A 13,836-nucleotide genomic window follows, 5' to 3' on the forward strand; every position below is an offset into this window, starting at 1 on the left:
AACGGGTACCGGGCCTTCGTGCGGCGCCCCCGAAGGGGCGCGGGGCCGTATCCATGTGCGGCTCCGCCGCGTGGGCGCGACCAGCCCCCACCGGACCTGCGGTCAATTCACCGCACGTCCAGCGAAGCGACTAGTGCGAGTGCCCGTGGCCACCGTGACCGGCCTCGGCCTCTTCCTCCGCCGGCTTCTCGACGACCAGGGTCTCGGTCGTGAGGAGCAGGGAGGCGATGGACGCGGCGTTCTCCAGGGCGGAGCGGGTGACCTTGACCGGGTCGATGACGCCGGCCTTGACCAGGTCGCCGTACTCGCCGGTCGCGGCGTTGAAGCCCTGGCCCTTGTCGAGGTCGGCGACCTTGGAGGTGATGACGTAACCCTCCAGGCCGGCGTTCTCGGCGATCCAGCGCAGCGGCTCGACGGCGGCCTTGCGGACGACGGCGACACCGGTCGCCTCGTCGCCGGTCTTGCCGAGGTTGCCTTCGAGGACCTTCACGGCGTGGACGAGCGCGGAGCCACCACCGGAGACGATGCCCTCCTCGACCGCGGCGCGGGTCGCGGAGATGGCGTCCTCCAGACGGTGCTTCTTCTCCTTCAGCTCCACCTCCGTGGCGGCGCCGACCTTGATGACGCACACGCCGCCGGCCAGCTTCGCGAGGCGCTCCTGGAGCTTCTCGCGGTCCCAGTCGGAGTCCGTGGAGTCGATCTCGGCCTTGATCTGGTTGACACGGCCGGCCACGTCGGCGGCGTTGCCGCCGCCGTCGACGATGGTCGTGTCGTCCTTGGTGACCGTCACGCGGCGGGCGGTGCCCAGCACGTCCAGGCCGACCTGGTCGAGCTTGAGGCCGACCTCCTCGGCGATGACCGTGGCGCCGGTGAGCGTGGCGATGTCACCGAGCATGGCCTTGCGGCGGTCGCCGAAGCCGGGGGCCTTGACGGCCACCGCGTTGAAGGTGCCGCGGATCTTGTTCACGACCAGGGTCGACAGGGCTTCGCCCTCGACGTCCTCGGCGATGATCAGCAGCGGCTTCGACGCGTTGGTCTGGATGACCTTCTCAAGGAGGGGCAGCAGGTCCTGGATGGAGGAGACCTTGCCCTGGTGGATCAGGATGTACGGGTCGTCGAGGACGGCCTCCATACGCTCCTGGTCGGACACCATGTACGGGGACAGGTAGCCCTTGTCGAAGGCCATGCCCTCGGTGAAGTCCAGCTCCAGACCGAAGGTGTTGGACTCCTCGACGGTGATGACACCGTCCTTGCCGACCTTGTCCATCGCCTCGGCGATGAGCTCGCCGACCTGGCTGTCCTGGGCGGACAGACCGGCGACGGCCGCGATGTCGGACTTCTCGTCGATCGGGCGCGCGGTCGCGAGGAGCTCCTCGGAGACCGCGGCGACGGCCGCGTCGATGCCCTTCTTGAGGAGGGCGGGGGACGCGCCGGCGGCAACGTTCTTCAGGCCTTCGCGCACGAGCGCCTGGGCCAGCACGGTGGCGGTGGTCGTACCGTCACCCGCGATGTCGTTGGTCTTGGTCGCCACCTCCTTCACCAGCTGGGCGCCGAGGTTCTCGTACGGGTCGTCGAGCTCGACCTCGCGGGCGATGGTGACGCCGTCGTTGGTGATGGTGGGGGCGCCGAACTTCTTGTCGATGACGACGTTGCGGCCCTTGGGGCCGATCGTCACCTTCACGGTGTCGGCAAGCTTGTTGACGCCGCGCTCAAGGGCGCGACGGGCGTCCTCGTCGAACTTCAGGATCTTCGCCATGGAGCTGATTCAGTCCTCTCAAAAAACGAACGGCGCCCCCGGCACCCGGCGCTTTTTAGTACTCGCGTTCAGTACTCGCTGGGGCCAGGGGCGCAGTTCAAAGCAAACCTGGGTGAATTACTTCTCGATGATCGCGAGCACGTCGCGAGCCGAGAGGACGAGGTACTCCTCGCCGTTGTACTTCACTTCGGTGCCGCCGTACTTGCTGTAGAGCACGATGTCGCCGGTCTTCACGTCGAGCGGAAGACGCTCGCCGTTCTCGAAGCGGCCCGGGCCGACGGCCAGGACGACGCCCTCCTGGGGCTTCTCCTTCGCCGTGTCCGGAATGACCAGGCCAGAGGCGGTGGTCTGCTCGGCGTCGAGCGGCTGGACCACAATGCGGTCCTCAAGCGGCTTGATGGCAACCTTGGAGCTGGTGGTCGTCACGATCCGACCTCCCCCTTCGGAGATCTCACGGGGTTAACTGTCTGAGGTGGCGACCAGGTGGATCCGTCGTCGCGGGTGCCGGACCTGCCCGTCGCTATTGGCACTCTCCTGCGGTGAGTGCCAGAGCCGAGACTATGACTGCGATTAGCACTCGGTCAAGCGGAGTGCCAGTTGCCTCCGGCGGTTGGGCGTATCTCGACGGGTCCGAATCAGGGTGGACGCCCCCCTGTCCTCAGGCGCCGCACGGGCCAGGAGCGATTTCACCTGCGGCCCGGCGGGGGCGAGCCGCGCAGTTCCCCGCGCCCCTGAAAAGCGGGCTGCGCCCAGCTTTTCCCGTTCCCCGCGCCCCCAGGCACCTAGGGGCGCGGGGAACTGCGCAAAGGGGGGCGAGGGGGCGCAGCCCCCATGCGGTGACGGGAAGGGTAAGGGCGGCGGGGGCGAGAAACTCATGGGAGCCCCCTACAGGTAGTCCTCCAGGCGCGCTACGGCGAACCCCTGCTCCTGAATGCGGCGCAGCATCCCCGCCGCGGCCCCCGTCAACGCCCCACCCCCCTCCGGACAGTGCAGAATGTCCCCCGCCCGCAACCGCCCAGGATCCCGCCAGAGAACAACCGCCGCGATCCCACAGTCCCCGGCAGCCCGCAGCGTGTCGCCGTCGTACTCCCCGTACGGCGGCCGGAACAGCCGGGGCCGGATCCCGAACCGCCGCTTCAGCTTCTCCTGCTGCCCGCAGATCTCCGCCCGCTGCCCCTCGTACGGCAGCCCCGGCAGATACGGATGGTCGAGCGTGTGGTTCTGCACGCTCGCACCGACCGCGCGCAGCCGCCCGAAGTGCGCGTACCCCGGCCCCACGACGCTGTCGGTGAGGAACACGCTCACCGGCAGCCGCAGCTCCCGCACCATGTCGACGAACCGCGGATCCCTCTCCGCGCCGTCGTCGAAGGTCAGGAAGACGACCTTGTCGTCGGTCGGGACGCGGTCCACCACGGGCGGCAGGCCGGGCCCCGCGGCCCGTAAGGCGGCCCGCCGGACGGACGGGTCCGGTGGCGCGGCGAGCGGGGCGCTCAGCCCCCAGCGGCGGTACGCGGCCTCCGGGGGCCCGTGGGTGCGTACCTTCTCCGCCGCCTTCTTGCCCAGCCGTTCGATGGGGTCCACGGACTGGGCGCAGCCCGCGAGACAGAGCACGCCGGCGAGGAGTGCGGCGGTGGCCCCCCGGCGCCTCACAGGTAGTCCTCCAGGCATGCCACCGCGTACCCCTTGTCGGTGATCAGCTTCAGGAAGCGGCGGACCATGTCGGGCATCGTGCCCTCCCAGTCCTCCTTGCCGCGGAAGTGGCTGAGGACGATGTCTCCGGGGCGCAGGTCGTGGTCCCACTCCCGGTACTCCCAGTGGTCGACGAAGACCTCCTCGTTCCAGAGGGGGGCTGCCTTGATGCCGCACGCCTTGGCGGCCCGCAGGGTGTCCTCGTTGTAGTTGCCGAAGGGCGGGCGGAAGAGCGTCGGCCGCTTTCCGTACCGCTTCTCGATCACGTCCTGCATCCCGCAGATCTCACGCTTCTGCGCGGCGTACGACAGGCCCGGCATGAAGCGGTGACGGAGGGTGTGGTTGTTCAGCGACACGCCTGTGGCCTGCATCTTCTTGAAGTATCCGTAGTCCTCCTTGACCAGGTAGTCACTGAGGAACGCGGTGTACGGGATCTTCAGCTCGCTCATCATCCGCAGGAACGCCGGGTCCTTCTCGGCGCCGTCGTCGATGGTGAGGAAGACGACCTTGTCCTTGGTGGGGATCGTCGTGAAGACGGGCGGGAGCCCTTCATGGTCGTCCACCTCGAAGCCGGCGCGGGTGTCGATGTGCGGCTTCTTCGCCGGGGCGGGCGGGGCCGGCAGGGGGGCCTTGGGCAGGCCCCATCTCTTCACCGCTGCGGCGTGGGCGCGTTGTTCCTGGCGGAGCTTGGCGGCTGCCTGCTGGCCTGCGGCCGGCTTGATGTCCTTGGGGGCCGGAGCCATGCAGCCCGTTGCCATCGCGGTGGCCGCCAGCAGGGTCAAGGTCGCGCGTACCGCCGCGCGGGAACGGTGGGCGGTCGACCGCCGGCCGGTGGGGGTTGACCGCGCAGTTCCTCGCGCCCCTGACGGGGCACTGGCCGTGGCTGCCAGCCGGGCCAGGGCCGCGCGGACCGCCGCTCGGAACGGACGGACAGTCGACCGCCGGCCGGTGGGGGCGGGCCGCGCAGTTCCCCGCGCCCCTGACGGGGCACTGTCGGATTGTCTTACAAGTCGCATGGGGCCGGATACTCCCAGGTCAAGTGCCCTTCCCCAGGGCGACACCGCCGTCGCGCGCGTGCCGTCCACCGACTGGCCCACAATGGGACGGTGAACGACCTCGATCCGCCGGACTCCCCGCTCGCCTCCTTCGCCGCTCTGCGCACGTCCGAGGGGCGTGCCCTGCTCGACGAGGTGCGCGGCAGCGAACCGGCCCAGGAACTGGCCGTGGCGACGCGGCTGCGGCGTACGCATCCCGTCGGGCTCGTGTCGGCCGCGCTCGGGCAGGCGCGGCTGCGGCAGCGGGCCGTCGCGAAGTTCGGGGCGGCGGACGCGGCGCAGATGTTCTTCACCCCGAACGGGGTCGAACAGTCGACCCGGGCGAGCGTCGCCGCGTACCGTGCCGCGCGGTTCGGGGAACTCGGCGTGCGGTCCGCGGCCGACCTGTGCTGCGGCATCGGGGGTGACGCGATCGCCCTCGCCCGCGCCGGGATCCGGGTCCTGGCCGTCGACCGGGACCCGCTGACCGCGGCCGTGGCCCGCGCGAACGCAGAGGCGCTCGGGCTGGCGGAGCTGATCGAGGTGCGCGAGGCCGATGTCACCGAGGTCGACACCGCCGGGTACGACGCCGTGTTCGTGGATCCGGGGCGCCGGGGCGGGCGCGGGCGGATCTTCGACCCCGAGGCGTACTCACCGCCGCTGTCGTGGGCCGTCCAGGCGGCCCTCAAGGCGCCTCTCGCCGCGCTGAAGATCGCCCCGGGCATTCCGCACGAGGCCGTGCCCGCTGAGGCAGGGGCGGAGTGGATCTCGGACGCCGGGGACGTGAAGGAGGCCGTGCTGTGGTTCGGCACCGGGGAGGCGGGCTCGGTCCGCGCGACCCTGCTGCCCGGCCCGCGCACCCTCCTCGGCCGCGGACTGCCCGATCCCGCGGTGCGGCCCGTGGGCCGTTTCCTGTACGAGCCCGACGGCGCCGTCATCCGCGCGCACCTGGTCGCCGAGGTGGCCGCGGAGCTGGACGGCGGCGGGCTGGTCGACGAGACCATCGCCTACGTCACCGCGGACTCCGTGACGGCCACCCCGTACGCGACCGCCTACGAGATCACCGACCAGCTCCCCTTCGGCGTCAAGAAGCTCAAGGCGCTGCTGCGGCAGCGCGAGGTGGGCGTCCTGACCGTGAAGAAGCGCGGGTCGGCGGTCGAGCCGGAGGAGCTGCGGCGCAAGGTGAAGCCGCAGGGGCCGCACTCCGCGACCGTGTTCCTGACGCGGGTGCAGGGCGCCCCGGCCATGCTCCTGGGGCACCCCGTCACCACACCCGGCGATTAGCCGTCCAGCTGCTCCAGGGTCGCGTTCGACGGGCCCCTGCGGGACTGCTCGTCGCGCGCCACGTCCTCGGCCGCGGCCAGCACCCGTACCGAGTTCTGCCAGGTCAGCTTGGCGAGGTCCGGCTTCGACCAGCCGCGGTCCATGAGCTCCGCGATCAGGTTCGGGTAGCCGGAGACGTCGCCCAGGCCGTCGGGGGTGAACGCCGTGCCGTCGTAGTCGCCGCCGATGCCGAGGTGGTCGACGCCCGCGACCTCACGCATGTGGTCGAGGTGGTCGGCGACCGTCGGGACGGTCGCGACCGGGCGGGGGTGGGACTCCTCGAAGGCCTGGTGGACCTTCATCGCCTCGGCGGTCGAGTCGAGGTGGTGGAAGCCCTTCTCGCGCATGTTCTCGTCCGCGGCCTCCGTCCAGTCGACGGCGGCCTGGAGGACGAACTTCGGCACGAACGTCACCATCGCCACACCGCCGTTGGCCGGCAGGCGCTCCAGGACGTCGTCCGGGATGTTGCGCGGGTGGTCGCAGACCGCACGCGAGGACGAGTGCGAGAAGATCACCGGCGCGGTGGAGGTGTCCAGCGCGTCCCGCATGGTCGTGGCGGCCACATGGGAGAGGTCCACCAGCATGCCCAGGCGGTTCATCTCGCGGACGACCTCATGGCCGAACGGCGACAGACCGCCGACGACCGGCTCGTCGGTCGCCGAGTCCGCCCACGCGATGTTGTCGTTGTGGGTGAGGGTCATGTAGCGGACCCCCAGCTCGAACAGGCCGCGCAGGGTGGCGAGGGAGTTGTCGATCGAGTGGCCGCCCTCGGCGCCCATCAGCGAGGCGATCCGGCCCTCGGCACGCGCCGCCTTCATGTCGGCGGCGGTCAGGGCGGCGCGCAGATCGGCGGGGTAGCGCTCGATCAGCTGCCGTACGCAGTCGATCTGTTCGAGGGTCGCCGTGACCGCGCCGGGCAGGTCCGAGCGCACGTACACCGACCAGTACTGCGCGCCGACGCCGCCCGCGCGCAGCCGCGCGAGGTCGGTGTGCAGGTGGGCGCTCTGGTCGGCGGCGATGTCGCGGGCGCCGATGTCGTAGCGGACCTGCTCGCGCAGCGCCCAGGGCAGGTCGTTGTGGCCGTCGACCACGGGGAAGTCGGCGAGGAACGCGCGGGCTTCCGCCAGAGAGGGCGTGGTGGTCATGTCCGTCACTTCCCGAAGCCGAAGCCGCTGCCGGTGCCCGCGCCGCTGTCGACCTTGGAGCGCAGCCGCTTGCCCTTCTCGGTGGCCTGGTCGTTCAGCTCCTGCTGGAAGTCACGCATCCTGGCGAGGAGTTCCTCGTCGTGCGTGGCCAGGATGCGGGCGGCCAGCAGACCGGCGTTGCGCGCGCCGCCCACCGAGACCGTGGCGACCGGGACACCGGCGGGCATCTGGACGATCGACAGCAGCGAGTCCATGCCGTCGAGGTACTTCAGCGGGACCGGTACGCCGATCACGGGCAGCGGGCTGACCGAGGCGAGCATGCCGGGCAGATGGGCCGCGCCGCCCGCGCCCGCGATGATCGCTTTCAGGCCGCGGCCGGCCGCCTCCTCGCCGTACGTGATCATCTCGCGCGGCATCCGGTGGGCGGAGACCACGTCGACCTCGTACGCGATCTCGAACTCGTCGAGGGCCTTCGCGGCGGCCTCCATGACGGGCCAGTCGGAGTCCGACCCCATGACAATGCCTACGACAGGGCTCATTCGGTGATCGTTCCTCTGAGGTAGCCGGCTGCGTGACGGGCGCGCTCCAGCACGTCGTCGAGGTCGTCGCCGTAGGTGTTGACGTGGCCCACCTTGCGGCCGGGCTTCACGTCCTTTCCATACATGTGGATCTTGAGCTGGGGGTCGCGTGCCATGCAGTGCAGGTACGCGGAGTACATGTCGGGGTAGTCGCCGCCCAGGACGTTCACCATGACCGTCCACTTCGCGCGCGGGCGCGGGTCGCCCAGGGGCAGGTCCAGGACCGCGCGGACGTGGTTGGCGAACTGGGAGGTGATCGCGCCGTCCTGGGTCCAGTGGCCGGAGTTGTGCGGGCGCATGGCCAGTTCGTTGACGAGGATGCGGCCGTCACGGGTCTCGAACAGCTCGACGGCGAGGTGGCCGACGACGCCGAGGTCCTTCGCGATGCGCAGGGCCAGTTCCTCGGCCTGCAGCGCCAGCTCCTCGGAGATGCCGGGCGCGGGCGCGATCACCGTGTCGCAGACCCCGTCGACCTGCTGGGACTCGACCACCGGGTAGGCCACGGCCTGGCCGTGCGGCGACCGTACGACGTTGGCGGCCAGCTCGCGGGCGAAGTCGACCTTCTCCTCGGCGAGGACCGGGACGCCGGCCCGGAAGGGGTCCTCGGCGTCGGCCGCGGACCGCACGACCCATACGCCCTTGCCGTCGTAGCCACCGCGGACGGTCTTGAGGACGACCGGGAAGCCGTCCCCCTCGGCCCCTTCGGGGAGCCCTTCCGCCGCGAACGCCACCACGTCGGCCGGATCGCTCACGATCCGGTGCCGTGGGCACGGCACCCCGATCTCGACGAGCTTCGCGCGCATCACGCCCTTGTCCTGGGCGTGCACGAGCGCGTCGGGGCCGGGGCGCACGGGGATGCCGTCCGCCTCCAGTGCCCGCAGATGCTCGGTGGGTACGTGTTCGTGATCGAAAGTGATCACGTCGCAGCCCCGCGCGAAGGCCCGCAGCGTGCCGAGGTCGCGATAGTCGCCGACGACGACTTCGCTGACCACCTGCGCCGCAGAGTCCTGGGGGGTGTCACTGAGGAGCTTGAACCTGATGCCGAGCGGGATGCCAGCCTCGTGCGTCATACGAGCGAGCTGACCGCCGCCGACCATGCCGACTACCGGGAACGTCACACCCCCAGGGTATCGGCCGTTTCGAGCCACCCCTGTCGCCCGCATGATCATCGGAAATTGTGCGGGTTCATCACATCCCGGCCACATCTTCGAGTCCGGGCCGGGCACCCGAGGGAACCGCTGGTTAGCATGGCGGAGTCGACGAAGGTTGACGAAAATGACGTATCCGACGAGACGGGGGCTGGGCGACACCATGGGCACAGCTGGTAAACGCGGGGCTCATGCCAGGCAGGCCAGCGCTGTTCGCCTCCGGATCGAGCGCCTGACCAGGGAGATCGCCAAGTTCGGCGCGGTCGGCGGAGCCGGTCTGCTCGTCAATCTGATCGTCTTCAACCTGGTGCGCCACACGACCGACCTGCAGGTCGTGCGGGCCAGTGTGATCGCCACGGTCGTCGCCATCGTCTCGAACTACATCGGTTTCCGCTACTTCACGTACCGCGAGCGCGACAAGAGCGGCCGCACCAAGGAACTGACGCTGTTCGTCCTGTTCAGCGTGGTCGGGCTCGTCATCGAGAACGGGTTCCTGTTCGCCGCGACGTACGGCCTGGGCTTCGACAGCCCGCTGGCGAGCAACGTCTTCAAGTTCGTCGGCATCGGCATCGCGACGCTCTTCCGCTTCTGGTCCTACCGCACGTGGGTCTTCCGGGTCGCCCCGGCCCACGACCCGGTGACGGACGCGGAATCGATCCTGGAAAACCCGACCCCCTACCTCGAAGAAGACCGCCCACCCCACCCGTTCCGCCAGGTCCAAAGGGTCCGCTGAGCCCTGCGAGCCCTTTAGGGGCGCGGGGAACGGCGCAATCTTGTGTCTTTGGCTTTCAGCTTTTAGAGGCGCGGGGAACGGCGCAGTCTTTTGCCTTTAGGGGCGCGGGGAACGGCGCGACCAGCCCCAACGGCGCCGCAGACACCCACAATGCCCCCAGCGGAGCGCTACGCGCTAGCGGACAGTGGGTTCATCCCCGTCCCGCCTCTTCAGCGGCGTACGCGACAGGAACAACCCGAACACAGGCGGCTGAGCCTGAAGCATCTCCAGCCGCCCCCCGTCCGCTTCCGCGAGGTCACGCGCGACCGCCAGCCCGATCCCCGTGGAGTTGCGCCCGCTGATCGCCCGCTCGAAGATCCGCGCGCCCAGATCGGCCGGCACCCCCGCCCCCTCGTCGGTGACCTCGATCACGGCCTGGTTCCCGGTGACGCGCGTACGCAGCGCGACCGTGCCCCCGCCGTGCATCAGCGAGTTCTCGATCAGCGCGGCAAGCACCTGGGCCACGGCCCCCGGCGTCCCCACGGCCTGCAGATGGTGCTTGCCCGAGCTGACGATCGCGCGGCCCGCGTTGCGGTAGGCCGGCCGCCACTCGGCGAGCTGCTGCTTGATGACCTCGTCGAGGTCGAACGTGACGGCGGAGCCGGTACGCGGGTCGCGGGCGTTGGTCAGCAGCCGCTCCACCACGTCGGTGAGCCGCTCGACCTGCGCCAGCGCGATGGTCGCCTCCTCCTTGACCGTGCTCGGGTCGTCGGTGAGGGTGATCTCCTCCAGCCGCATGGACAGCGCGGTCAGCGGCGTACGCAGCTGGTGCGAGGCGTCGGCCGCGAGACGCCGTTCGGCCGTCAGCATGCGGGCGATGCGTTCGGCCGAGCCGTCCAGCACATCGGCGACCCGGTCGAGCTCCGGCACCCCGTACCGCTTGTGACGCGGGCGCGGGTCGCCCGATCCGAGCCGTTCCGCGGTCTCCGCGAGGTCGGTCAGCGGGGAGGTGAGCCGGTTGGCCTGGCGCACCGCGAGGAGGACGGCGGCGATCACCGCGAGCAGGGCCACCGCGGCGATGATCATCAGCGTCCGGCCGACCTCGCGGGTGACCGCGGAGCTCGCCTCCTCCACCGTGACGGTCTCGCCCTCCTCGCCCTCGCGGGTGGAGGTGATGACGTCACCGGTGGGCGGCGTGCCGATGTGGATGGTGTCGCGGCCGGGGATCTCGATGCGCGCGTACCGGTCGCCCGTGACCTGGTCCTTGAGGACCCGGGCGTTGACCTGCTCGTCGCCGAGGATGCGGCTGTCGACGATGCTGACCAGCCGTACGGCCTCGGAGTCCACCCGTTCCTGGGCGCTGTTGCTGATCGTGCGGGTCTCGACGATGACGAGCGAGACCCCGAACACGGCGATCACCACCAGCACGACGGCCAGCGTGGAATTGATGAGACGGCGACGCACAGGTCCCTCCGGGCAACTGATGATCCGGGCTGGACCCGCGCCCCGTCAGGGGCGCGGGGAACTGCGCGACCAGCCACGCACGGCCCGCTGCCGCGCACCCACCGACGACACGACGGCGAGGGGGCGCGGCCGACAGCAACGGGCTAACTCTTCTCGAAGCGGAAGCCCACTCCTCGTACCGTCGCGATGTACCGAGGATTCGCCGCATCGTCCCCCAGCTTCTTCCGCAGCCAGGAGATGTGCATGTCGAGCGTCTTCGTGGACGACCACCACGTGGTGTCCCAGACCTCGCGCATCAGCTGGTCGCGTGTGACGACCCGGCCGGCGTCCCTGACGAGCACCCGGAGCAGGTCGAACTCCTTGGCCGTCAGCTGCAGCTCCTCGTCGCCCATCCACGCCCGGTGGGACTCGACGTCGATCCGCACCCCGTGCGTGGCGGGCGGCTGCTGGGGCTCGGCCGCGCCGCGCCGCAGCAGGGCCCGTACGCGGGCGAGGAGTTCGGCGAGCCGGAACGGCTTGGTCACGTAGTCGTCGGCGCCCGCGTCCAGGCCCACGACGGTGTCCACCTCGTCGGCGCGCGCGGTCAGGATGAGGACCGGCACGGTCATCCCCTCGGCGCGCAGCCGCCGGGCCACCTCCAGGCCGTCCATACCGGGCAGCCCGAGGTCGAGCACGACCAGATCGATACCGCCCTGGATGCCCGCGTCGAGCGCGGTGGGTCCGTCCTCGCGTACCTCAACCTCGTACCCCTCTCGGCGCAGGGCGCGAGCCAGGGGTTCCGAGATGGACGCGTCGTCCTCGGCGAGCAGTACTCGGGTCATGAACTGATGGTAGTCCGCAACGGAGCGGCGCAGTGAGGGTGATCGACATCTGTGTCGATCAGGACCCCCGCGGACCGTGCGACCCTGGGGTTCAGGATGTAAATCTGTGAACGGCCTTCGATTCGGTTGCATGGTTCCATCCGAACCTGTGATCCATCTCTCAAGTCATGCCATATGCGGCATTGCTGTGACGTGGGGCCTTATGGTGACCAGACGCCTGTAGCAGCACACAGGGACCTTCGGCGGAAGCTTCACGCTGAAGGTCTCTTTTGTGTGCGGGCTGGTGCCTACCAGCCTTGAAAGGAATGACCTGTGGCCGGGCCCGGCGCGTGAGAACGCGCGACGGGCGTGGATCCCGGTGGTCGTCGTCCACCGCCTTGACCTCGCCGAACCGAGGACGGGGCGGAACTCCCCGTGGGCGTGGGGCGGGACGGCCGACCCGCCGGTGCCGGCCGCCTCCCCCACCGGGCGCGCAACCCCATTCCGCCCAAGCGGCCTCCGCTCCTGCGGTGTCCGCCCCGGCGGCGCGTCCCGACCAGCAAGGAACGACCATGGCGTCCAGCCTGACGAAGGACTCGGTCTCTCCGGGCACCCCCGGTTCCGGATACGAGCAGACCTTCTTCGGCCACCCCCGCGGACTGGCCACACTCTTCATGACCGAGATGTGGGAGAGGTTCTCCTACTACGGCATGAGGGCACTGCTGCCCCTCTACCTCGTAGCGCCCGGCGGCCTGCACCTGAGCGCGAGCACCGCGACCGCCATCTACTCGGTGTACCTGTCGCTCGTGTACCTGCTCGCCCTCCCCGGCGGCTGGTTCGCGGACCGGGTGCTCGGCCCCCGCAAGACCGTCGCCGTCGCGGGACTGGTCATCATGCTGGGCCATCTGACGCTGGCACTGCCCTCGTCCGGCACCTTCTTCGCGGGCCTCGGTCTCGTCGCGATCGGCTCGGGTCTGCTGAAGGCCAACATCTCGACGATGGTCGGCCACCTCTACGAGGGCCCGGACGACCCGCGCCGCGACGGCGGTTTCACCGTCTTCTACATCGGCATCAACCTGGGCGCCTTCGCCGCTCCGCTGGCGATCGGCACCATCGGCGAGAAGGTGAACTGGCACCTGGGCTTCGCGCTCGCCGCGCTCGGCATGGCACTGGGCCTGGCGCAGTTCCTGATGGGCCGCCGGCACCTCGCCGCGCGTTCCGACGTCGTCCCGACGCCGATGTCCGCCGAGGAGAAGGCCTCGACCCTGCGCAAGGGCCTGCTGTGGCTGGCCGTCGCCGCGGTCTTCTACGCCGTCGTCGGCTTCTCCGGCCACTACACGCTGAACTGGATCATGGCGCCGCTCGCGATCATCGGCCTGGTCGTCCCGGTCTGGGTGATCGCCAGGATCAAGCGCGACAAGTCGCTGGACCGGGTCGAGCAGTCGCGGATGTCCGCGTACATCTGGTTCTTCGTCGCCGCGGCCGTGTTCTGGATGATCTACGACCAGGGCGGCTCGACGCTGTCGATCTTCGCCGAGAAGTCTGCCGAGAACAGCGTCTTCGGCTGGACCTTCCCGGTCTCCTGGTACCAGTCGGTCAACCCGGTCATGATCATGGCGCTCGCCCCGGTCTTCGCCTGGGCGTGGCTGGCGCTGAACCGGGCCGGCAAGGAGCCGAGCACGATCGTGAAGTTTTCGTCCGGTCTGGTCCTGGTCGGTGCCTCGTTCTTCCTCTTCCTCGCCCCGCTGTCGATCGCCGAGGGCGGTCACAAGGCCGCCGCGATGTGGCTGGTCGCCATCTACTTCGTACAGACCGTCGGTGAACTGGCCCTCTCCCCGGTCGGCCTCTCCGTCACCACGAAGATGGCGCCCGCGAAGTACGCCTCGCAGATGATGGGCGTCTGGTTCCTCGCGGTCACCGCCGGCGACGCGACGACCGCGCTGCTCTCCATCGCGGGGGTCGACCTGAACGGGATGGGGATCGTGGCCCTGGAGGCGACGCTCGCGGTGGTCGCGGGCGCGGCGATCTTCATGTACCGCAACAAGGTCAAGTCCTTGATGGGCAACGTGAACTAGCCGCTCCGCGGAGGGGCCGGCATGTCAGCTGCGGGTAGGTCGTGGCCGGCCGCGCAGTTCCCCGCGCCCCTAAAAGACTGCGCAGTTCCCCGCGCCCCCAGATACCTGGGGG

12 protein-coding genes are annotated in these 13,836 nt (G+C 70.0%); 3 read left to right on the forward strand and 9 right to left on the reverse strand.

All coding sequences use genetic code 11. From position 1 onward, the window contains the following. Nucleotides 1-130 precede the first annotated feature (130 nt). The 4 genes from groL to ACFWGJ_RS32720 all read right to left on the reverse strand — a co-directional run bounded on the left by groL (nt 131) and on the right by ACFWGJ_RS32720 (nt 4,227). The gene (groL, locus tag ACFWGJ_RS32705) at nt 131-1,756 is read right to left on the reverse strand and encodes a chaperonin GroEL (protein WP_387331900.1); all 1,626 of its coding nucleotides are present in this window, start codon (nt 1,754-1,756) and stop codon (nt 131-133) included. A gap of 117 nt (nt 1,757-1,873) precedes the next feature. Next, nucleotides 1,874-2,182 carry a co-chaperone GroES gene (gene groES, locus ACFWGJ_RS32710; RefSeq protein WP_003998759.1) on the reverse strand — a complete coding sequence of 103 codons (309 nt, stop codon included), beginning with the start codon at nt 2,180-2,182 and terminating at the stop codon, nt 1,874-1,876. A gap of 459 nt (nt 2,183-2,641) precedes the next feature. Next, nucleotides 2,642-3,406, reverse strand: coding sequence for a polysaccharide deacetylase family protein (locus ACFWGJ_RS32715; RefSeq protein ID WP_387331902.1), 765 nt, complete (start codon nt 3,404-3,406; stop codon nt 2,642-2,644). Then, the gene (locus ACFWGJ_RS32720) at nt 3,403-4,227 is read right to left on the reverse strand and encodes a polysaccharide deacetylase family protein (RefSeq protein WP_387331904.1); all 825 of its coding nucleotides are present in this window, start codon (nt 4,225-4,227) and stop codon (nt 3,403-3,405) included. Before ACFWGJ_RS32720 ends, ACFWGJ_RS32715 begins: the two co-directional genes overlap by 4 nt. Nucleotides 4,228-4,551: 324 nt before the next feature. Between ACFWGJ_RS32720 and ACFWGJ_RS32725 the strand changes: the two genes are divergently transcribed. Further along, nucleotides 4,552-5,763, forward strand: coding sequence for a methyltransferase domain-containing protein (locus ACFWGJ_RS32725; protein WP_387331906.1), 1,212 nt, complete (start codon nt 4,552-4,554; stop codon nt 5,761-5,763). Here the strand turns inward: ACFWGJ_RS32725 and ACFWGJ_RS32730 are convergent. From ACFWGJ_RS32730 to ACFWGJ_RS32740, 3 genes are read right to left on the reverse strand one after another with little or no spacing between them, the layout of a single operon-like run. Beyond that, nucleotides 5,760-6,947, reverse strand: a complete 1,188-nt coding sequence (locus tag ACFWGJ_RS32730; RefSeq protein WP_387331907.1) for a dipeptidase — start codon at nt 6,945-6,947, stop codon at nt 5,760-5,762. The two genes, ACFWGJ_RS32725 and ACFWGJ_RS32730, sit on opposite strands and share 4 nt — an antisense overlap. Nucleotides 6,948-6,952: 5 nt before the next feature. Continuing rightward, nucleotides 6,953-7,486 (reverse strand): 5-(carboxyamino)imidazole ribonucleotide mutase, encoded by a 534-nt coding sequence (gene purE, locus ACFWGJ_RS32735; RefSeq protein WP_387331909.1) that lies wholly within the window; start codon nt 7,484-7,486, stop codon nt 6,953-6,955. Further along, entirely contained in the window at nt 7,483-8,643 is a 1,161-nt protein-coding gene (locus ACFWGJ_RS32740) for a 5-(carboxyamino)imidazole ribonucleotide synthase (protein WP_387331910.1), read from the reverse strand. Before ACFWGJ_RS32740 ends, purE begins: the two co-directional genes overlap by 4 nt. 193 nt (nt 8,644-8,836) lie before the next feature. Here ACFWGJ_RS32740 and ACFWGJ_RS32745 point away from each other — a divergent pair, with 193 nt between their 5' ends. Continuing rightward, nucleotides 8,837-9,406 carry a GtrA family protein gene (locus ACFWGJ_RS32745; protein WP_387331916.1) on the forward strand — a complete coding sequence of 190 codons (570 nt, stop codon included), beginning with the start codon at nt 8,837-8,839 and terminating at the stop codon, nt 9,404-9,406. 174 nt (nt 9,407-9,580) lie between these two features. Here the strand turns inward: ACFWGJ_RS32745 and ACFWGJ_RS32750 are convergent, their stop codons facing one another. Then, entirely contained in the window at nt 9,581-10,849 is a 1,269-nt protein-coding gene (locus ACFWGJ_RS32750; RefSeq protein ID WP_387331912.1) for an ATP-binding protein, read from the reverse strand. Between the two features lie 143 nt (nt 10,850-10,992). Then, nucleotides 10,993-11,670 carry a response regulator transcription factor gene (locus tag ACFWGJ_RS32755; RefSeq protein WP_107015675.1) on the reverse strand — a complete coding sequence of 226 codons (678 nt, stop codon included), beginning with the start codon at nt 11,668-11,670 and terminating at the stop codon, nt 10,993-10,995. Between the two features lie 551 nt (nt 11,671-12,221). On the opposite strand from ACFWGJ_RS32755, the gene ACFWGJ_RS32760 reads away from it, so the two are divergent. Then, complete coding sequence (locus ACFWGJ_RS32760) at nt 12,222-13,724, forward strand: oligopeptide:H+ symporter (protein WP_387331914.1); 1,503 nt, start codon at nt 12,222-12,224, stop codon at nt 13,722-13,724. The last annotated feature ends 112 nt before the right edge of the window (nt 13,725-13,836 follow it).

It is taken from the genome of Streptomyces sp. NPDC060205, assembly GCF_042728395.1.
GTDB lineage: Bacteria > Actinomycetota > Actinomycetes > Streptomycetales > Streptomycetaceae > Streptomyces.